We start from the raw sequence: 22,207 nt of genomic DNA, 5'->3' as shown, positions 1-22,207 counted from the left end.
AGTCAAGATTTAGTGTGAGCTAATCTTAACTGCGCATCAGCCACAAAAGAAACGACGCGACCAGCGCGCCCAGGGCCATCGAAATGGGTACCGAGACCGCCAGGGTCAGCAGCACGATCGAAGCGGGGTTCGCCGGCGGGGTGAAATGAAAGCCGAAAACCGAACTACTCTTGTGATGCGACTTGCTCAGCGTAGTCGTGTCTTGACTACCGCCGGCCAATGAACCAGTGACTTGCGAGAATTGGCCGGGGGCCGAACTGCTCACCGAGTGATCGCTGGCATCGGTATCTTGCGCGCCATCACCCTTGCTGCGATCGTCTTCAATGACCGGAAGCGCTTGCGTGGTCCAGGGGGAGGACGCAACTTTGGGAGTCGCAATCGGGCTCAAGTCGCCGGCCCATTGCTCCAGACGCGCGACCACTTCGTCGCACGTTTGAATGCGCTTGGTGGGGTCCTTTTCCATCATGTCGGCAATGACGTCGACAAACTCTTCGTGCAGTTCGGGATTGAACCTGCGCGGATGCCAAGGGGTTTCTTCGCAATGCCGGCGCGCTTTGTCGCGGGCGGTCCCCCCCGGGAAGGGAACCTTGCCGCACACCGAGTAATAGAGCGTGCAGCCCAGCGAGTAGATATCGCTGACGGTGCCAATGTCGCGCGGCGTGCGAATTTGCTCCGGCGATAAATAATCTGCAGTGCCAACGACCTTGCCAGCGCGTGGGTCGCGATCGGCCTCTTCCATAAAGCCAGCCAGCCCCAGGTCCGAAACCTTCGCGATTCCTTCCGGTGTCACCAGAATGTTGCCTGGCTTCACGTCGCGGTGAATGAGTCCCCGCTCATGCGCTTCGGCCAGTCCGCGGGCCGATTGCAGCACCACGCTGGCTGCCTGTTGCTGGGTGAGTGGACCTTGCGAACGAACGAGCCGGCGCAAGTCCATGCCCGGCACATATTCGGTCACCAGGTAGTGCACCTTGCCATCGCAGCCCGCGTCGTAAGCGCGCACCAGGTTCGGGTGATCGAGTTGAGCCTGCGTGCGGATCTCTCGCATGAAGTTAGTGACTGCTTCGGGCGTCGCCTTATGCAGCGGCAGCACCTTCACGGCACATTCCCGCCCCATCATCCGATGCACACCTTTGAACACCTGGCCCATCCCACCATGGCCGATCGAATCGGTAATGACGTACGGCCCCAGGTTCAGCTTGGTCCGCCCCGCTTTGATCTGCTCGGCCTGATAGACCGTCAGCAGTTTCATCTCAATCAACTTGGTGGCGAGCGCCGCTTCGTCAATTTCCGTCACTTCCGACGGAATGAGCGCCGCCGCCCGCACGGCCTTGGTGGCTTCGTCGTATTGGTCCTGCGTCACCAGCCCGCTGAGGAGCGCGGACGAGCGAAACATCGATCGCGTCGTGCTCATGGGTGACTGGTCCTTAAGGTGAACAAAAAATGCTGGGCCAACACTCTTAAGTTACCGCGCGCCAGGCCAGCGTTACGCGGGGGCGCGGCAAAAGGACCGAAGTTAGACGATTCCATCCCTCCTTCGGTTCCAGCCCCGCTGCGGCCACTCTGATGGTGGCAATTCGCCAATTGCCAAGGATTCGCTCTTCGCGATTAACTCTACCTCTCCAATACCCCCGCTGGTGAAGGGTGCATTTCACCCATTTTGCGACCGCCGCGGTAACGGAAATTTCCATAATTCGAATTGAATTCACTGTCAGAAAATCGACCTAAGTCACTTGTCTTGTCTCCTTTGCAAAGTCTGCTCGAGAGGAAAGTTCCAAAATCGGTTTCCGGAAATTTCCGTTTCGAACTGGGCCTGTCCTGGTCAAATCAATGCCTGGCGATCCTTTCCTCATGAGCCTTCGTCCGTTGATTCTTATCTGGTTTCACACGCCCGACGCAACTGGTGCTAATGCTCAGCGCGCATGGCAATCCACTGGCCGCGGAGACGAAAGGCCTCCCCAGCGGGTGGATTATTGCGAAACTGAAGTTAAGAATCGCAGTTATTGTTTGTTAGATTGTGAAAACATGGTGCGCATGTGTCAAGCGAAAACAGCTGTATTTCTCTGCGCTGTCGTGCCTTATTCTGTAGCTGATTGCCGCCTGAATTCTGGCGAATTCAGCTACATTTATTTCGCGTCATCTGCACAAAAAAAAGCAGGCCGGACCAAAAGGGTCCGGCCAGCAGTTGAAAGCTGTTTCGAGACGGTGTTAAGGCGAACTACACACCACGAATGTCAATGTTGACGAGGCCATTGGCACTCAAGCTGCCATCCGAGATGCGATAGATGATGAACTCCTCGACCACTTCGCCAGCCATGAGTTCGTCGACTGCGGTCTGGTCGATGGTGTACGACAGGGTGCCGTTCGAATTCAGCTGAATGGTCCCGTACATCCCTTGGTACGATTGTCCCACCTGTTGGCCAATCACCGCAGTCACGTTGAGCGGCATTTCTGTGTCGACATCAATGTCGTTATCGAGCACATTGAGCATAATCGCCGTCGTCACGTCGGAATTGACCTCGATATGGTCGTTCATCGCCACCGGAGCGTCGTTCACCGGCGTGATGGTCAGGCTGACGGTGGCAGGCGCGGAAGCGGTCCCTTGGGCATCGCTGATGGTGTACTGGAACGTATCGGTTGCCAGTTCTGAACCATCGTGAACGTAAGTCACGGTGCCGTTCGCATTCACCGTGACGGTTCCGTGCGTCGGATTCTGCGTGACGACGATCGAAGCGACGTTGATGGTACCGTCTGCATCGGTCGCGAAAGCTCCCAGGTCGATATTCACCGAACCGGCTTCTGCCACCGTGGCCGTGCGATTGGCCGCCACGGGAGCTATGTTCGCTCCAGTCGCGCCGATGGTGACTGTAAACGTTTCGGTAGTGATTCCGCCTGAGCCGTCGCTCGCGGATACAGTTACGTTGGCAGTGCCGGAGGCACCGGCGACAGGCGTGATGGTTAGGGTTCGATTGTCACCAAAACCCGTGACAGACAGTCCGCTATCGGCAATCAACGCTTGATTGTCGGAAGTTGCTGTTACCCCGATCAGGAACGTGGACGACTCGACATCGCCGACAGTGATGCTGATCGGATTAATGGTTTCGCCAGCCCCGACGCTGACGTTGGCCAGAGACGAGATCGTGGGCGCGTCATTCTGAGAAGTCACCGTAACCGTAAAGGTCTCGGTTGCCGTTGCCATGCCATCGCTAACAGTGATGGTGATATCGGCCGTTCCACCGGCGTTCGCCGCGGGTGTGATAATCACGGCACGACTTCCACCGCTGCCACCGAGTTGAATGCCCGCCAGTGGGACGACGTTCGTGTTGCTGCTAGTGGCAGTTACCAGCAGATTCGCCAGTGGTGTTTGCGTGTCGCCAATGGTAAAGGCCAGTGCGCCGGTTGTACCATCTTCGACAATGGTTTGATCGGCAATGGCGGAGATCGTGGGCGGAGTGTTCGCCACTGCCGCATTAATGGTGACCGCAAACACTTCCGTAGTGATGCCGCCTGAGCCGTCGTTAACCGTCACGGTGACATTCGCAGTCCCCGTTGCGCCGCTGACGGGAGTGATCGTCAGCACTCGGGCACTGCCGGAGCCGGTGAATACCAGCCCGTTGTCGAGAATCAGCGATTGATTGTTCGAGGTGGCACTCACGGTCAGGCTGCCGGCGGCAGTTTCCGCATCACCGACCGTGACATTGATTGGGTTAATCGTGGTGCCGACGGTTGTGGTTACATCGGCCAGTGTGGAGACAGTTGGCAGCTGATTTTGGGCACTCACGTCGACCGTGAAGGTTTGCGTGCTGGTCGCAGACCCATCGCTGACTGTCAGCGTGATATCAGCAGTCCCCGAAGCTCCCGTCACTGGCGTGACTACAACGGTGCGCGTGAGTCCAGAGCCAGTAATCGATACTCCAGCCGGCGCGACCACTCCATTGGCCGAAGAAGTCGCCGTTACCGTCAGCCCGTTCGGCGTTTCCAGATCGGCGAGGGTAATGGTGAACGGACTGCTGGGGGTATCTTGATTGAGAGTCAGATCGCTGATGGGCTGAATGGTCGGCGCGTCGTTGACCGCATTGACCGTCAGCAGGAACGACAGCGAACTGGTCGTGGTGCCATCACTCACGGTGACGGTGATCGTCGAACTTCCCGAGGCGTTGGCAAGGGGCGTGACCACGACCGTGCGATTCCCGCCGCTGCCGCCGAACTGAATCCCCGCGAGCGATACCAGGTTGGTATTGCTGCTAGTGGCCGACAGTTGCAAATTGGCCAGCGGTGTTTCCGCGTCCCCTATGGTGAACGCCAGTGTGCTGGTCACGCCATCTTCGGCGATGGTTTGATTGCCAATCGAAGTGATCGTGGGGGCAGTGTTGGCCGGAGCGGCATTGATCGTCACGACGAAAGTGTCAGTGGTGATTCCGCCTGATCCATCGTTGACCGTCACGGTGACATTCGCAGTCCCCGTTGCGCCGCTGACGGGAGTGATCGTCAGCACTCGTGAACTGCCGGAACCGGTGAATACCAGCCCGTTGTTGAGAATCAGCGCTTGATTGTTCGAGGTGGCACTCACGGTCAGGCTGCCGGCGGCAGTTTCCGCATCACCGACCGTGACATTGATTGGGTTAATCGTGGTGCCGACGGTTGTGGTTACATCGGCCAGTGTGGAGACAGTTGGCAGCTGATTCGTGGCACTCACGTCGACCGTAAAGGTTTGCGTGCTCGTCGCAGTGCCGTCGCTGACTGTCAGCGTGATATCAGCCGTTCCCGAAGCTCCGGTTACTGGGGTGACAATCACGGTCCGAGTAAGACCGGATCCCGTGATTGATACTCCGGCCGGCGCGACTACTCCATTCGCAGAAGAAGTTGCACTCACCGTGAGCCCGTTTGGTGTTTCCAAATCGGCAAGAGTAATGGTGAACGGACTGCTGGCGGTATCTTGATTGAGAGTCAGGTCGCTGATGGGCTGAATAGTCGGCGCGTCGTTGACCGCATTGACCGTCAGCAGGAACGACTGCGAACTGGTCGTGGTGCCATCACTCACGGTGACGGTGATCGTCGAAGTGCCGGAAAGATTCGCAGCAGGCGTGATAACTAGCGTGCGTGCAGTTCCGGAGCCACCAACGGCAATGCTGCCGTTCGGCACCAGGGTCTGGTTGCTGGAAGTCGCGGTGACCACGAGTGCCGCAGCTGCCGTTTCGGCATCGTTGACCGAAACCGCAATCGTCCCGGTGGCCGTATCTTCATTGGTGGTAACTCCGGCCAATGTTCCAATCGTCGGGGCCGTGTTGGCGGCTGGAGTGATCGTCAGATTGACGGTCACGGGGAGCGAAACGCCCCCATCAAGATCGGCGATGGTGTACCTGAACGAGTCACTGGTGACCGAAGTCCCATTCTGAGTGAAGCTCACCGTGCCATTGGCGTTCACACCAATCGTGCCGTTGGTGGGCTGCTGAACAATCACGATCGAACCGAGCGACAGACGACCTTCTGCATCGGTATCGTTGGCAGCCAAATTGAGCGCGGTGGTTGTTCCGGCGACGATCGTGAAGGAATCGGCACCGGCGACCGGTATGTCGTTTATGGGAGTAACCGTCACCGCCACGGTGGCCGTGTTCGAGATGTTTCCCAAGCTATCGCGCACGGTATAAGTGAATGTGTCGGAAGCGATTTCGCTGCCGTTATTCACATAGGTAATCGTGCCATTGGTATTGACCGTGGCAGAACCGCGGGCCGGTTGCTGGACAATCGCCAAGCTGCTGGTGTTGATCGTGCCATTGTTGGCAGTGTCGTTCGTCAGCACGCTGACCGTCACACTCCCCCCTTCGGCGACAGTGACGGTGTCATTCCCAACGGTTGGGCCCAGGTTGCTTCCTGGCGAATGCTCGAAATCGTTCGTTCTGGTTTCAAAGCTATAAATATAGAGCGAACTGCCGAAGGAGTTGTCGTACCGATTCAAGCGGTCGGTGCCGGAACTTCCATTCAGTGACGCCAGGCTATTGAAGCGGGTGGTACGGATGTCGAGCGTATCGTTTCCCAGGTTGGTATTCACCAAAAAGCGATTGTTGAAGTACGAACCTTGAATGGAAACCAGGTCAGCATCGGCGCCTGTGTCGATGGTCGTAACCCCCGAGACGCGCAGGCCGTTGACGACGAGATTCAAGTTGGGATCGCGGTCGCCATAGAACTGATCTTCACCCGCACCCATGGTCACGGTGAGCGAACCAGCCATCGAGAAGTTCGTGAACCGGATGATGTCGTCGCCGTTGCCGGTGTTCAGCCGAACGTCCCCCAGCACGCGAAAAACTGTGGTGCTCGACCCAGTAATGTCGAGTTCATCGTCCCCATCGCCCGTGTTGGCGATAATTCCCTTCGAAACATTACTGAGTGTGATCGGCCCGTCCTGCCCGTTGATTCGCGTGGTCCCATCGAGCGACCGGATGGTTACGTCGTTGGAATCGGAGCGCATGATTTCGATGCGGTTGTCGGCGCTGTCACCTGTCAAATTCAAATAGCCATTGCTGACGGTAGCGGCAATGTTGCCAGCCAGTACGGTTCGTTCTTCGAGACTCTCGACGGTGAGGAAAGTTCGGCGGCGCTGTTGAGCGGTACGGGAAGACCGATTGCGGCCAAAAAACGAAGCTGCCATGGCAAAAAAACCTTTGAGGTTTGCAGAGGAGGGGATCGAATGCGGCAGGACGAGAAGTTGCCATCAATTGCAAACGCAGTACCAAGCGCCAAGTTTCGCGGTGGCAATTCGCGATGTAGCCAGCAATGAGCGGCTTAGTTGCCGCTGCGCAAGACTTTAAGAATTGTTGCCGGCTCCGCAACGATCTGCCTGCTATCAGCCGGAGATGAACTTGTCCGCAGCAGCCTGACGTTCAGTCAACCAGACCGCTGCTGCAATCGCTTCCTCGCTTGGCGCTTAGCCGCAATTGAGCGAATGATCCGAGATTTCCCTCAGCGCGTGGGACAATCGCAGACTTCGCAAAAAAAGCTGGCCGAACCAGGTTGGTCCGGCCAGCGCAATTTCGTTGCGAAGCAAGTTAGTCGCCTGTTACCTTACGGAGCGGCAACTGCGACCTTGGTGATTCGAATGGTGAAGACTGCGGTATCCGTCAATTCGCCATCGGTAATGCCATACGTAATCAGTTCGTCGGCCGTTTCACCGGGCAGTAGCAGATCGACAGCGGCGGGATCGATGGAGTACGAAAGCACGCCGTCGGTGCCAAGCGTCACGAAGCCATAGCTGCCCAGGTATTGGAATCCGACCTGTTGTTGAGTGGCACCATTCGCGACGCTCGTGACCGTTAAACCGGCGGGAGTTTCCGCATCGGTGTCGTTGTCCAGGGCGTTGAACGTCACCGGCAGCGAGTCGGAGTTGATCGCTTCCAGGTCGTTGACCGCGTCGGGAGCATCGTTCGCGGGAAACACGTTGACGGTAACTGTCCCTTCTGCCGACGCCTGCCCGAGATTATCGAGAATGGTGTACTTGAAAGAGTCCGTTGTCGTTTCGCTGCCGTTGTGTGTATAGGTGATCGTACCGTCGGGGTGAACATCCACGGTTCCATTCACTGGACCCTGCCCTTGAACAATGGTTATCGAAGTCACGTCAACTGTGCCGTCGATATCTGAGGCTAACGCACCCAGGTCAAACAGGGCGGCAGCTCCTTCGTCGACCGATAATGTGGGGCTTGCTACGAGCGGCGCGTCGTTCACTGAGGCCACGTCCACCTCGAACTCCACGAATGAGCTCAAGCCAAATTCGTTCGTAACAGTGAGCCGAATCATGGCCTGTCCGAATTGATTCGAGGCAGGCGTGACGGTGACGGTTCGATCCGTTCCCGTGCCGGCGATGACGATTCCTACTTCGGGAATCAAGGTCAAGTCAGAACTCGTCGCCGTGATCACCAGAGCGTTTGCGTCGGTGACGGCATCACCGATGACGAAAGGAATGGCTGCCGTGGCACCGTCTTCATCGATTGGCTGATCGACAATTGCCGAAATAGTGGGTGCGGCCTGAATGCTAACCGTGAACGTCTCGGTCGTGGTGACGCTGCCGTCGTTGGCAGTGACCGTCACCGTCGCCACGCCAGTTACACCCGCTTCTGGAGTGATGGTCAGGACTCGATCGGTACCCGTGCCAGTGAACACCAGATTGGCATTCGTAATCAGGGCTTGATTGTCCGACTCGACCGCAATCGTCAGGCTGGCCTCGACCGTTTCGAGGTCCTCAATCGTTACGTCGATGGGAGCGAGGGGAGTGCCGAGGGCTGCCGTGATGTCGTCAATCGTGGTAATCGACGGTGCGTCGTTTACCGCAGTCACAGTAAGGAGGAAGGTTTGCGAAGTGGTGGTTGTGCCGTCATTAACCGAGACCGTGATTGTCGAAGTGCCCGATTGATTGGGGGCGGGCGTGATGACAAGTGTTCGGTCCGTCCCCGAACCACCGGGGACAATGTTGATGTTCGGTACCAGCGTGATGTCGCTCGACGTGGCAGAAATCGTCAAGTCAGCTGCGGCGGTCTCGACGTCCCCCACAGTGACAGCAATTGCCGCGGTCGGTGTATCTTCGGCGGTCGTTACGTTGGCAGCTACGGCGACGGTCGGCGCGTCATTCAAGGGATTGACGGTCACCAGGAACGTCTGCGTCGTGGTGGTGGTGCCGTCACTGACCGAGACGGTGATATTGGCACTGCCCGACTGATTCTCAGCGGGTGTGATGACGAGCGTCCGCGCACCTTCCGAGCCGCCGAATGCGATGTTGCCATTGGGTACCAGCGTTTGATTGTCGGAGGTGGCTGAAATGGTCAGCAGATTGGCGGGAGTTTCGGCATCGTCAATCGCCACGTCGATTGGATCGGTGGCGATATCTTCATCGGTGACAGCAGGTGCCAACGGGGCAATCGTCGGCGCATCGTTGACGGGAGTGATGGTCAGATTCACCGTGATTGGCAACGAAACTTCGCCGGCCAGGTCGGCGATGGTATAGGTGAAGAAGTCATCGGTGGTTTCCGAGCCATCGTGCGTATAACTCACCGTGCCATCGGAGTTGATGGCGATCGCACCGAGGGTGGGCTGAGACAGGATCGTGATCGAGTCCAGATCCAACTCGTCTTCAGCGTCCGAGTCATTGGCGGCCAGGTTAAGGGTCGTCGTCGAGCCTTCAGCCACCGTGAACTCATCGTCAGTGCCAACGGGCACATCGTTTATCGGCGTAACGGTCACGGTGACGGTCGCCACGTTCGAAATGAACCCCAAGCTGTCGCGAACAGTGTAAGTGAACGTATCGGTGTCGAATTCGTCACCGTTGTGTTCATAGGTGATCGTACCGTCGAGATTGACGGTCGCGGTGCCGTGATCGGGACCGGCGATAATCTCCACAGCTTCCGCATCGATGGTGCCGTTCACAATCGTGTCGTTGCCGAGAACCTCGATGTCGATACTCGCCCCTTCGTCAACGGTGGCGGTGTCGGCGACGGCAGTCGGACCGCCACTGGTTGTGCGCGTGGCGAAACCAAAAGCAAAGGGGGTGAAGCGGAAGGAGTTACCAAACAGGTTCAACTCATCTCCCGACTGATAGCCACCGTAGAGGTAAGCAAAGGAGCGGAATTCGCTGGAGCGGATATCGGTCGAGTCGTTCTGCAAGCCCGTATGCAGCACGAAGTTCTTGTTGAAGTACGAACCTTGAATCGAGACGATGTCGTCTTGATTGCCGGTGTTGATGACCGTAGCCCCGGCTACGCGCAGACCGTTCACCACCAGGTTCAAGTCGGGATCGCGCTCGGCGATAAACTGATCTTCGCCATTTCCTGTGGCGACCACCAGCGAGCCAGCCATTGAGACATTGGTGAACCGCACGATATCGTCACCATTGCCGGTGTTGATCGTGGTGCTGCCGAGCAGGCGGAACACGGTGGTATCGTTGCCGGTAATGTGGATTTCGTCGTCGCCGCTGCCAGTCACGGCGATAATTCCGTGCGTGACTTTGCGGAACGTGACCGGGCCTTCCCGCCCATTGATTTTGGTTACGCCATCTAGCGAAGTAACCACCACATCGGATTCGCCCGACCGCTGAATCTCGATGCGGTTATCGTCGGCGTTACCCACCAGGGTCAGGTAGCCACCCGCGGCGGCCGCGATGACATTGCTCGCTAGCACGGTCCGCTCTTCCAGGGTCTCAATGCCCAGAAAGGTCTGCCGGCGTTTTTGGTTCTGACGTGCTTGCCGTTTACGAGTCGAGAACGAAGATGCCATCGAGTGAAAGCCTTAAAGTTGCAGTGCAGATCGAGGAGGAAATCAGGCAAAAAGCGAGCGCAATAGCTAAGCGACTCAATGCCAAGTTCAGCTAGCATAATTAGGGATGCGAGAAATACACAGCAAATTGCATGTTTGGCGTTCGACTCAAACAGTGTTTTTCCGCTTACATTACCTCGATTGGGCGAGAATCCATCGTTGTTGATGTTACTTCTCTGGGCGGGCGAATTCTTGCTAGCAGACCGGCGGACCGCGAGGGTTCGCATTGTTCGATTCAGCTCGCTTACCTACAATCCCAGCCGTTGCATTCTCGGGCCCCTCGTCTGTTCGCAGGCAACTGTCAGCGGCGGGCCTATTTCGACGCTACGTCAAGGATGACGAGCCATGAGCGCTTTACCGGCGGGTAGCTACGGACTGCTGTCTTCGATGGAACAGCTGCGGCAGGGGCGCGAGGTCATTCGGGCCGAAGCGCAAACCCTTGTCGCACTGGCCGAACACTTGGGCGAAGACTTTTGCTCGGCCGTGCAGTTGCTACACGATTGCCAAGGAAGTGTTTTGGTCGCCGGCATGGGCAAGGCCGGCCTCGTGGGGCAAAAAATCGTGGCTACGCTGGCTTCAACCGGCACGCGCAGTCATTTTGTTCATCCCAGCGAAGCGATTCACGGCGACCTCGGTCGCATTCATCGCGACGATGTCCTGCTGGTTCTCTCTTATAGCGGAGAGACCGAAGAGATCGTCCGGCTCCTACCTGCCGTGGGCCAATTGGGCGCGTCGGTGGTCGCCATGACTGGCCAGCCCAGCAGCACGCTGGGAAAATTCGCCGCGGTCACTCTCGACCTCGGTTCCATTCGCGAAGCTTGCCCGCTGGGCCTGGCACCGAGTGCGAGCACCACGGCCATGCTGGCTCTCGGCGATGCGCTGGCGCTGGTGCTGAGTCAAATGCGGCACTTCAGCGAAGAAGACTTTGCTCGCTTTCATCCCGGCGGCAGTTTGGGACGCAAACTGGCGAAGGTGGAAGAAGCGATGCGCCCGCTCGATCAATGTCGCTTAGCTCGCGCGGATCAAACCGTGCGCGAGGCACTGCTGCTGCAAAGCCGTCCTGGCCGTCGCACCGGGGCCGTGATGGTTGTCGGTGACGAGGGCCAGCTGAGCGGCATCTTCACCGATAGCGACCTCGCCAAACTGCTCGAAGCCCGCCGCGAGTCGTGCATCGACGGTCCGATTGCCGACGTCATGACCTCCTCTCCCACGACCGTGGAAGTTGGCACGCGCCTGGTCGTTGCCTGTCAATTGCTGGCCGATCGCAAGATCAGTGAACTGCCGGTCGTCGATTCCGCCCATCGTCCTGCCGGTTTAATCGACATCACCGACGTCTGGAATGTGCCGGTCGCCGCGGCGAAAGTCGAGTCCGATCGGAGCAAGATTCTGAAGCTGCATCGCCCCGTTTATCGCGACCAAGGAGATGTGCCCGCTCCGCATGCGATGGACTCAGTGATTCCACCTTCATCCACGTGCAATGTCGAAAGCTGCTGGGACTAGCTCCCAGCCTCGGTCCTTCTCCCCGCACAGCCGAAGCGAGGGAGATTATCAAGTCGACTTCGAACCTCAAACTCCCTTCGCTCCATGAAACTGATCGACCGCTGCCGCCGAATTGAATTGATCCTGTCCGACGTCGATGGCGTGCTGACCGATGGCGGCATTACCTACGACAACCAGGGAATCGAGCAGAAGAAGTTCCACATTCGCGATGGGCTCGGCATCAAGCTGTGGCAGCGCGCGGGCTTTAAGTTCGGCGTGCTCACCGCGCGGACCTCGCACCTCGTTAAGTTGCGGGCCAGCGAACTGAATATCGAAATCGTTCGCCAGGGCTTCGAGACCAAGCTGCCAGTCGCCCGCGAAGTGCTGAAGCAACTGAACCTGACTCCCGAACAGTGCTGCTATATCGGCGACGATTTGACCGATCTTCCCTGCATTCGCAACGTGGGCCTGGGTGTGGCCGTGGCCGATGCAGCCGATGAAGTTCGCGCGGCAGCAGGACACATCACGCGCTTGGCCGGTGGCCAAGGTGCCGTGCGCGAACTGATTGAAGTGATTCTCAAAGCCAAGGGGCGCTGGGACGAAACGATTCAAACCTATCTGGCCGATTAGGCGACGACGAGGCAGTTAGTAGTGATCCACATTCGGCGGTGGCTGATGGCGACAATGGTAATCGTAGTGGCATTTGCCACGTACGCTTACTTCGCCGCGCCGCTGCTCGAGCCCCCGCCGGTCAAGCCGGGCTTGGCGGGCCCTGTCGCGCCCACGATTCCGACCGTCGCGAGCGACGCGCGCCGCGAATTGATGCAGCTCTTTCCCGAAGATGCCTGGGAACGGGAAGCGGTCAAAATCATCGAGACGGAGCAATGCACTCTGCTCATCAAGGATTATCAACCGACCGAAGATGGCCGGCTGGAACTAAAGCCCTGCACGCTTGTTTTCTATGTGGCACAAAAGGGAATGCCGGCGATTCCCGGGGGCAGAAACAAAGGCCGCCCCGTCGTTTTGCGCGCGCCGCAAGGAGCCATTCTGCAGTTCGATCGCAAGCTTGATTTTGCCCGCGCCGATTTCGGCCGCCTGATCGGCGGTCGCTTGCCCGGCGAAATCACAATCTTCAGTCCACCTAGCAAGCCCGATGCGAACGATGCCCTGCAACTGACGACGCGCAATTTGCAAATGGACGCTCAGCGGGCCTTCACGCCGCACGATGTCGATTTTCAATATGGCGATAGCTTCGGTCGCGGTCGCGATCTCACCCTGTTTCTCAAGCCGAGCGAGAAAAACGGTGCCGAGACGGCCATTGGCGGCATCAGCACGTTACAACTCTCGCGCATCGAGCGGCTCCATCTCGATCTCCCCGGTCAAGGTTTCATGCCCACCTTACCTGGCGCCGAGGGGGCCAACCCGGCGGCGACGAAACGCAAAGCTCCCATCGAAATCACGTGCCGCGGCATCTTTGTGTTCGATTTCGAACAGCGACTTGCTGCCTTTGACGACCAGGTCGAAATCACGCGTCTTCTTCCCGGTGCATTGCCCGACCGTTTAACCTGCTCACGACTGCGACTTTACCTGGGCGGAGATGAAGACAAAGGTGCGACCGAAGACAAGTTGGCTGTGGCCGTTCCCCCAGGACAAGCGCCGGCTATCGATCCCATGCGGGCGGTGGCTGTGGCCAAAATTGTGGCCACCGGCAATCCAGTGATTCTCGAAGGACCAAGCACGGGGCTGTACGTGAAAGCGGCCCGGATGGAACTCACGCCCCCCCTGCGCCGCCTGGCGCTCGAGAGTGGTCAGGGGCTGAAGCAGGTTTCTTTGCGGCAAGGACCGCACGCTTTCGACGCAGTCGAACTGCAGTACGAAATGTCCGCTACGGGTGGCTTGGGTCGACTCTGGGCCGCTGGTCCGGGCCGATTGCAAACGATGCAACTCGTTAGCGGGCAGGCCCGCACGCTCGATGCCAAGTGGAACAAAGAACTGCGAATTCAGCCGCAAGATGGTTCGCAGGTTGTCTCGCTTGTTTCGCAGGCGTCGGTGTCTCTGCAATCGCTGGGCATCTTTGTAGCCGACGAACTTCACTTCTGGCTGCACGAAACCAAACGCCACAAAGCGGGTAACGATGGTCTGATTCCTGTCGAAAACGACATGCTCGGCTCGACCGAGTTTGGCACCGCGCCCAATTCGACCGCCGGTCAGCCCAAGGTGCAAATCATTCCCGACCGTCTGCTGGCCCTCCGCGGCGTGGAAGTCGATTCGCCCAAGTTGCACGCCAAGACGGAACGACTGGAAGCCTGGTTCTTCACTCCCGACCCGGCTGCCGAAGCTGCTGCGGCGCGGCAACCAGCAGGGATCAAGCCCGGCACAATTTTTGGTGGCCCCCCTCGCCCCGACCAGGCGACGCAAAAGTTTGACGTTAGTGGTCAGCTGGTGCAGATGCGCATTGCCAGTGGTGGCAAGGCGTCGGGCATCGAAGACCTGACCATTCAAGGCAATGCCTTGATCGACGAAATCCAAACTTCTCAGCCCGGGCAAGTGCCACTCAAGTTGCGCGGCGAAGCTGTCGAACTGCGGGGGGGCACCACGCCCGACGCCATTGTGCATGTGGTGGGTCAGCCCGCACAAATCTCGGCCCGCGGATTGTCGCTCAACGGCGATGCGATTCACCTGCACCGCGGCGAGAATCGCGTCTGGATCGATGGCCCCGGCGAAGCGACATTTCCCTTGCCCACGAAGATTGCTCCCGAAGGTCGCCCGGTCGAGCCGCCGCAGTTCATGCGTGTGACCTGGCAGAAGCGAATGAACTTCGATGGTCAGACGGTTCGCCTGGAACAAGACGTGCAAGCTCGCACGCCGACGCAACTTGTCCTGTGCGGGCTGCTCGATGCGACGATTACCGAGCGGATCGACTTTGCGAATCCCGGCACATCGGAGAAGGTCGGGCTGTCTGAGATGAAGCTCGACGGTGGCGTTTACTTGGAGAATCGCACGCTCGATCTCGCCGGCCAACAGACTTCGTTCGATACGCTCGAAACGCCCAACTTATATCTCAATCAAATCACCGGCGCCATGCGGGCCGTGGGGCGTGGCAAACTGTTGACGATTCGTAAGGGCGCGATCAAAGTCCCCGGCGCGCCTGACCCCACCGCAGTGGCTGGTACTCCACCCGATCCCAATCAGCTGACGCACTTGCTCGTATCGTTTCATCGTGGCATGACCGGCGACTTGAATCGCCGCACGGTGCAATTCGAACAGAACGTAGAGACGGTCTATACCAAGATTCCCGACTGGAAAGATCGCCTCACCATCGAGATGATCGATCAGCGCGGTTTGGCTGCCCTCGGTGAGCAAGGGATTCTGATGACGAGCGACGCCATGCAGGTGGCTCAGGCTTTACCACCGGCGGGTGGCGAACCGTGGTACGAGTTGATGGCCGAGGGAAATACTCGCGTCGATGGTCGGGCTTTCACCGCGCGGGCACATCGCATTTCGTACACGTCGATGAAAGACATGCTCGTCGTCAAAGGAGATGGCCGCTCCGATGCTGAACTGTGGTATCAGCAGCGGGGCGCTGCAGCCCATGCCTATCAAGCGGCCCGTGAATTCCGCTTCTGGCCCAAGACCGGCGCGCTCGAAGTCGAAGATGCCCGCGTCATCGACCTGCAACAGCTGGGCAATATTAATAAGCCGCGCCCCAATCGCCAGCGATAGTTGTATTCCCAGGAAGCCCGCAGCGTGAGCGAGGAGTGTACTTGCACCTGCTCGAAGCTTGATCGCTGTCCGGCCATTCGCTTTTACTTTCACACCAAATACCCGGCAAATTGCCCACTCGCAGCCAGATCTCTCTGTAGCCGATCGCACTCGGCCCGCGCAGCTTCCGCAGACAGTTTCTGCTGAGTCGGCCGCTGAATAATCACTGGCAACGGGCAATTTGTTATTCCAGCTACTGGCACCGAATCACCTGCCACTTCGGCAATCATCACGCTCGCCCACGCCGCGGGCTGAAAGGATCCCAAGTCCGCGGCGGGAACCGGTTGTGCCAGTAGCAGGTTCGGTGCAACTTGCGCGAGCCCGCGATCGTGCGAATCAGCGCCGCGAACTACTGCCATCATCACGGCTGGCCAGCGTGCCAATTGCCGTAGCGCAGCAACGATTTCTTGCTGAGCGGCGTCAACCAGTACGATCAAATAGACCCCGCGCCTCGTTGCTTCGACAAGTAAATCGAGCGGCGGTGCCTGGCAAATGCCAACGAGCAACTGCTCGCGCAAAGACAACAGTTCACTCGAATCCAGCGAACTGAGTTCCACCCCGCGCGGCACCCACACCTTTCCTTCGCGAATTAACTGATTGCCAGTTGGTGAACTACGTCCGCCAATTCCCCGCAGTCCAATCATTCTCTGCTCGCGGGCGATCACTTCGGTCCCGCGACGCAACTCCACCTGCACGTCGTACAACTGTGGTAAATCGCCGGTCCAGTAGCACGGATCGGTAATTGTCGTCCGCGCGAGCAGCGTGGGACCAGCGCCCAAATCGGTCAGGGCAAACTTGGCTGGCAGCGTGTGCGCCAGTTCGCAGCGAGGTCCGATTACCTTGCCGTATAGCATGCAATCTTGAAATTCCGCTTCGCGGGGAACTCGCACGAAGATCTGCGCGCGATTCGTCGTTAGTTCGCCATGAAAGACATCGGGATCGAGTTCGATTTCGTTATTCATTAGTGTTAGCTTCCGCCGCAGTTGCCTCGGCAATGGCCGTTTCCACTGCTTCCAGAGCTTCCTTCAAGTATTGTCCCGTGATGGAATCGGGATGAGCTGCGACCTCTTCAGGAGTCCCCTGCACCACAATGGTGCCACCTTCGTCGGCAGCGCCGGGACCAACGTCAATGATGTAATCGGCCGAGCGCATCAGTTGCAGGTTGTGCTCGACCACAATCAGCGAGTGCCCGATCGCGAGCAATGCATCGAAGCAATCGAGAAGTTGCACGATGTCGGCAAAGTGCAGCCCGGTCGTCGGTTCATCCAGCAAAAACAGCGTGCGACTGCGAGTCGCTTCGGACAGATGCGCGGCCAACTTGAGTCGCTGAGACTCGCCAGCGGAGAGTGTATTTGCGGGCTGGCCGAGCCGCAGGTAATCGAGCCCCACATCAATCAGTTGTTTCAGTTTGCCTTGAACCTTCGCCTGCCCACGAAAGAAAGAAAACGCCTCGCGGACCGTCATATCGAGGACATCGGCGATGTTGCGGCCGCGGTAAGTGACAGCCAGGATCTCGCGCCGGTAACGCGTCCCGTGGCACTGCGTACACTTCATGAAGACGTCAGCTAGAAACTGCATCTCGACCTGAATGTAGCCCTCGCCTTGGCACGCGTCGCAGCGTCCACCGTCAACATTAAAGCTGAAGTGCCCCGCAGTGTAGTTATGCGTGCGGGCTTCGACCGTTTCGGCAAACACCTTGCGAATCTCGTCGAACGCTTTAATGTAAGTCACCGGATTCGAACGAGGCGAACGTCCGATTGGGCTTTGGTCGACCAAGACCACGTCATCGATCTGCCCATCGCCAATCACGTCGTCGTACGGCAGCGGTTTGTCGCAGTCCTTCTTTTTCCGCCGACATAGTGCCCCGTACAGCGTGTCTTGAACAAGTGTACTCTTGCCCGCGCCGCTCACGCCTGTGACGAGGCACAGCACACCGAGAGGAAAATCGACCTTGAGATTTTTTAAATTGTTGCCGCGGGCACCGAGCAGGCGAAGCGAACCCCGCGGTGCGCGGCGTTGGGCCGGACGGGAAACGCCGCGACGGCCAGCCATGAAATCGCCGGTGGTGCTACCTTGGGCATTCAGCAGTTCGGGCAGCGTCCCTTGAAAGGTAACGCGACCACCGAGTTCGCCCGCGCCGGGGCCAATTTCGACGATCCAATCGCCAGCTCGAATCATGGCCTCTTCGTGCTCGACGACGACTACCGTATTGCCGCGTTGCTGCAAGGCGCGAATAGCCTGCACGAGTGGTTCGACATCGCGCGGGTGAAGTCCCACCGAAGGCTCATCGAGCACATACAGCATGTTGACCAGGCTGGACCCCAGAGCCGACGTGAGTGCAACGCGCTGCGATTCACCGCTGCTGAGGGTGCGCAACGTCCGATCGAGTGAGAGATAGCCGAGACCGACTTTTACGAGAAACTGCAACCTGCCTCGAACTTGCTCCAGCATGGTGCGGCTGACCTGACGATCGCGGGGCGTAAGTGGCAAGTCTTGAAACAATCGCTGCGCGGCATCGAGTCGCAGGGCGGAAAGCTCGGCGAGATTGAGGCCGTTGATCTTCCACGCGAGTGCCAGCGGATTAAGTCGCGCGCCATGACAGCTGGGACAATCACGAGTGCTGCGCCAGCGGTTGAGATACACCCGCAGGTGCATCTTGTACTTCCGCTTTTCCAGCCAGGCAAAGAAGCCCTTCAGCCCACCGAAGTTCCGCTCGGGCACTCCTTCGCGAATCAGTTCCACGTGCTTGGGGAGCAATTCGCCGAACGGCACATCAATGGGAATTTGGTAGTCGCTCGACAAGGCCAAGAGCTCTTGAAGCTCGTGTTCGTAGGCTGGCGTATTCCACGGGGCGATGGCCCCTTCGCGAATCGATTTGCTCGGATCGGGGACGATCAACTCGAAATCGAGGTCGACGAGATTGCCAAAGCCTTCGCAGGTCGGGCAAGCCCCGAGTGCGTTATTGAAACTAAAATGGCGCGGCTCGGGCTGCGGATATGTCACTTGGCAACGAGGACAACGTAATTCGGAAACGAAGCTCCAGACTCGCCAAGCCTGTTGATCGAGTTGCTCGGTAATGCTGGAGCGTGTGAACGAGTTTGCATCATCGGCCTGCCACCAGACTTCGCAATGTCCTTGGGCTTGCTTGAAGGCCGTTTCGAGCGAATCGACCACGCGCCGTGGGGCTGATTGGCCAGCGACAAGGCGGTCGATCACCAGCCTGATCGTTCCCGCTGATTGCTTCGGCCAGGTCGCGGGCTGATCGAGTTGCAACGTCTGGCCATCCACGATAGCTCGCGCAAAGCCACGCTCGCGCATTTCGGTCAGCAGTTGCTGCGGGCCAGCAGCCGCTTGCTCCGGCGTAAGTGCCAAGGGAGCCACAATCAACAGCTTGGCGCCAGCGGGAAGCTCGCTAATGACGGCGGCGGCCTCTTGGGGCGACTCCCGCTCGATGGGCTGACCACAGCTGGGGCAGGTCAGGCGGCCGATGCGCGCCATGAGCAGCCGTAAATAGTCGATCGTCTCGGTAACGCTGCCAATGGTCGTGCGATTCGACTTGCTCCCTTCGTCGCGAGTCACGGCAATCGCTGCAGGAATGCCGTCGATGCGCTCGGCCGCGGGCTTCTCGAGCCGTTGGAGAAATTGCCGCGTGTAGGTCGAAAAGCTCTCGATGAACCGCCGCTGACCTTCGGCATAGAGCGTATCGAGGGCCAGGCTCGTCTTGCCGCTGCCACTCGCGCCACAAAAGACAATCAGCTTGCCGCGCGGCAGATCGAGGTCGATGTGCTTGAGATTATGCACCTCGACGCCACGAAGTTCGATCTGCCCACGTTCCACGAATCGGCCCCCGCCCTGCCTGGTCCCCAGCCCACAAACGCATCCCGCAGTTTATCGCCCTTGGGCCGCAGCAGGCAGGTGGGGGAAGGAAGGCTCAGCGGCGATGGTCGTGCCTAAAAAAGTAGGCCACATCGGCTCGATGTGGCCTTGAAGCGGTGATCGAATTGATTTACCGCAGGTCGTGGTATGCAGTCCAAGGGAACTGCAGGTCCAGGGCACATCCAGCGGATGTGCCCTACTATAGCGACTACTTCACCGTGCCGCTGGCCATCAGCTTGCTGGCGTTGCCGGCTTGGCCGAAGCTGACCATGCGGGCGACGCAGACCTTCTTCATGGCGTCGCGAGCGGGCTTCATGTAGTCGCGAGGATCGAATTTTTCGGGGCTTTCCATCAGAGCCTTGCGGACTGCGGCGGTGATGGCCATACGGTTGTCGGTGTCGACGTTGATCTTGCGCACACCGTTCTTGATGCCGAGTTGGATTTCTTCCACCGGCACGCCCCAGGTCGGCTTCATTTTGCCGCCGTACTTGTTCAATTCGTCTTGCAGGTCTTGCGGCACGCTGCTGCTGCCGTGCATCACCAGGTGGCAGTTCGGCAGGAGCTTGTGAATGGCAATGATGCGGTCCATGGCCAGCACGTCACCCTTGGGCGGGCGAGTGAACTTGTAAGCGCCGTGGCTGGTGCCGATGGCGACGGCCAAAGCATCGATGCCGGTCTTGGCGACGAAGTCTTGAGCCTGGACCGGATCGGTCAGCAGTTGATCGTGCGAGAGGACCCCTTCGGCACCATGGCCGTCTTCCGCTTCGCCTTCGCCACTTTCGAGCGAACCGAGGCAGCCGAGTTCACCTTCCACACCCACACCCTTGGCATGGGCGAGTTTCACCACTTCGCTGGTGACCTTCACGTTGTATTCGTAGCTGGCCGGGGTCTTGCCGTCTTCTTCGAGGCTGCCGTCCATCATCACGCTGGTGAAGCCATTTTCGATGGCCGACAAGCAGGTCTTCACGCTGTTGCCGTGATCCTGGTGCATGACGATCGGAATCTGCGGATAGAGTTCCGCAGCGGCGAGCATCAAGTGGCGGAGGTAGTTGTCTTGCGAGTACGAGCGAGCGCCGCGGCTGGCCTGCACAATCACGGGCGAGTCGGTTTCTTTGGCCGCTTCCATGATCGACTGGATCTGCTCCATGTTATTGACGTTGAAGGCAGCAACGCCGTAGTTGTTTTCAGCAGCATGATCCAGAACGGTGCGCAGGGTAACGAGTGGCATTCGATGAACTCCTTATTGGCGGAATAGGGGTGGCCGAGTAGCGGGTGCGAAAAAGCCCGACGTGTCAGCGAGGGAGAACCGCCAACTGTCGTCGTTGCGAGTCCTCTCTTACGGGAATTCCGCAACGAGATAACAGCAAAAACAGAAACCGCAATTATCGCCGTGATTCGCCGGCCCGCAATGCCTGTTCGAAACGGCCAATGGGCCCAAATCACGGGTCTCTGCAAGGGAAAAGGATGCTGCCTTGCAGCGCCCCGAGGGAGCTTTCGGGCACGCTGCGGGGTATACTAGGGGAGAAGATTTCTCCCGCCCCACCCTCCTAGCCCGAGGCCCGCCCATGCTTTGTCGTGTTTTTTCGTCGGTTTGCTGCTCGCTCCTCGTAATCGGTTCGTTGTGCCCAACGGAGGCACGTGCCCAGGATTACAAGGTTGAAAAGATCGATCAGGCCGCCCCGGCCGATGAATTGGCCCCGGAGATCGCCGGTCTATTGCAGCCGACCGGTTTTAAGTTTGTGAAAGGTGAATCCCGCACGGTTTGCGAAATCTGGCCCTGCAAAGAATGGCCACTGAAGGGTGACAAGGTTGGCGGCGACGTGATCTATCCTCTGCAGCCTGGCCAGGTGATTGGCGTCATTCGTTACCCGCGCAAGGGTGGCGATTTCCGCGATCAAGACATTCCGCCGGGCACTTATGTGCTGCGCTACGGCCAGCAACCTGTCGACGGTGCCCACGTGGGGACTTCACCCACGCGCGACTTCCTGCTGCTGCTTCCCGCTGCCAACGATCGTTCGCCCGCGGCACTCGAATACAAGCCACTGGTTGCAGCCAGCAAAGAAACAACCGGTGCCACGCATCCGGCAATCCTCTCGTTGCAACGCTTAAGCGACTCGACCGAAGCCCTCGCAGTGCGTCATAACGAAGAGAAGGAATGGTGGATCATTCGCTTTGTCGGCAAGACTTCGCAGGGGGGGAAGAGTGCAGACCAGGCGATGGAATTGGTCGTGGTTGGTAACGCCGGAGAATAATGCAGAAGTTAGAAGGCAGAATGCAGAATGAAAAGGCGTGAATTGCTGATTGCTGGCGGTTGCTTATTGATCGGGCCGTCGCTGTTGGCAGCAGAGCCGAAGCCCGCTACTGATGCTCCGGCCCCATTTGACCTGCAAACCTATCGCGGCAAGGCGGTGTTTCTTGCCGAGGCGCTGAAGCGATTGCACAACGTGCAGTCGGTCGATGAGGCGCTTGAACGCACGCTGGCCATTGAAACGAAAGAGGGGACACTGCTGCCGATTGTGGAAGACGTGCGCGGCCGCGCTTTGCGAAACGATGAGCGCCTGCGAAAGATGGACCTGGAAGTCCTCGTCCGCAAATTTCGCGGCTCACCCGCGGGCCAGATCATTCGCCTGTACGAAGTGACCGGCGAAGGGAAGTTCGAAATCGACTACTGGTGCGAGATCTGCTCAATCGCCATGTACGAATTGAAAATCTGCGAATGCTGCCAGGGCGATATCATTCTTCGCAAGACCAAAGTCAAGCCGTAGGCGCGACAGTACCTGACTCGCGCACCTTGTCGGCC

General features: G+C 58.5%; 11 protein-coding genes. 5 read left to right on the top strand and 6 right to left on the bottom strand.

What is annotated here, in order from left to right:
• Positions 1-25: 25 nt before the first annotated feature.
• From ETAA8_RS28795 to ETAA8_RS28785, 3 genes are all read right to left on the bottom strand, one after another.
• A complete protein-coding gene (locus tag ETAA8_RS28795; RefSeq protein WP_145097040.1) occupies positions 26-1,411 on the bottom strand; it encodes a serine/threonine protein kinase in 1,386 nt (461 codons plus the stop codon).
• An 804-nt stretch (positions 1,412-2,215) separates the two neighbouring features.
• Positions 2,216-6,643, bottom strand: coding sequence for a beta strand repeat-containing protein (locus tag ETAA8_RS28790; protein ID WP_145097038.1), 4,428 nt, complete (start codon positions 6,641-6,643; stop codon positions 2,216-2,218).
• A gap of 413 nt (positions 6,644-7,056) precedes the next feature.
• A complete protein-coding gene (locus tag ETAA8_RS28785; RefSeq protein ID WP_145097036.1) occupies positions 7,057-10,251 on the bottom strand; it encodes a beta strand repeat-containing protein in 3,195 nt (1,064 codons plus the stop codon).
• A 384-nt stretch (positions 10,252-10,635) separates the two neighbouring features.
• Between ETAA8_RS28785 and ETAA8_RS28780 the strand changes: the two genes are divergently transcribed.
• The 3 genes from ETAA8_RS28780 (at position 10,636) to ETAA8_RS28770 (ending at position 15,492) form a co-directional block, all read left to right on the top strand.
• Positions 10,636-11,790, top strand: a complete 1,155-nt coding sequence (locus tag ETAA8_RS28780) for a KpsF/GutQ family sugar-phosphate isomerase (RefSeq protein ID WP_145097034.1) — start codon at positions 10,636-10,638, stop codon at positions 11,788-11,790.
• Between the two features lie 84 nt (positions 11,791-11,874).
• Positions 11,875-12,399 (top strand): KdsC family phosphatase, encoded by a 525-nt coding sequence (locus ETAA8_RS28775; RefSeq protein WP_145097032.1) that lies wholly within the window; start codon positions 11,875-11,877, stop codon positions 12,397-12,399.
• Positions 12,400-12,444: 45 nt separating this feature from the next.
• Positions 12,445-15,492: a hypothetical protein gene (locus ETAA8_RS28770; RefSeq protein ID WP_145097030.1), complete on the top strand. Its 3,048-nt coding sequence runs from the start codon at positions 12,445-12,447 to the stop codon at positions 15,490-15,492.
• Positions 15,493-15,581: 89 nt separating this feature from the next.
• On the opposite strand, the gene ETAA8_RS28765 is transcribed toward ETAA8_RS28770, so the two are convergent.
• The 3 genes from ETAA8_RS28765 to fba form a co-directional block, all read right to left on the bottom strand.
• Positions 15,582-16,493, bottom strand: coding sequence for a hypothetical protein (locus ETAA8_RS28765; RefSeq protein ID WP_145097028.1), 912 nt, complete (start codon positions 16,491-16,493; stop codon positions 15,582-15,584).
• On the bottom strand, positions 16,486-19,368 hold the full coding sequence (gene uvrA / locus ETAA8_RS28760) for an excinuclease ABC subunit UvrA (RefSeq protein WP_145097025.1): 2,883 nt from the start codon (positions 19,366-19,368) through the stop codon (positions 16,486-16,488). The genes ETAA8_RS28765 and uvrA overlap by 8 nt, the downstream gene beginning before the upstream one ends.
• A 247-nt stretch (positions 19,369-19,615) precedes the next feature.
• Complete coding sequence (fba, locus tag ETAA8_RS28755) at positions 19,616-20,635, bottom strand: class II fructose-bisphosphate aldolase (RefSeq protein WP_145097022.1); 1,020 nt, start codon at positions 20,633-20,635, stop codon at positions 19,616-19,618.
• Positions 20,636-20,972: 337 nt separating this feature from the next.
• Between fba and ETAA8_RS28750 the strand changes: the two genes are divergently transcribed.
• Positions 20,973-21,659, top strand: a complete 687-nt coding sequence (locus ETAA8_RS28750) for a hypothetical protein (RefSeq protein ID WP_145097019.1) — start codon at positions 20,973-20,975, stop codon at positions 21,657-21,659.
• A gap of 27 nt (positions 21,660-21,686) precedes the next feature.
• A complete protein-coding gene (locus ETAA8_RS28745) occupies positions 21,687-22,172 on the top strand; it encodes a hypothetical protein (RefSeq protein ID WP_145097016.1) in 486 nt (161 codons plus the stop codon).
• Positions 22,173-22,207: the final 35 nt, after the last annotated feature.

Source organism: Anatilimnocola aggregata, from assembly GCF_007747655.1.
Lineage (GTDB): Bacteria > Planctomycetota > Planctomycetia > Pirellulales > Pirellulaceae > Anatilimnocola > Anatilimnocola aggregata.
The sequence above is the reverse complement of the archived record's forward strand: the minus strand, read 5'-3'. Positions and strand labels throughout refer to the sequence as shown.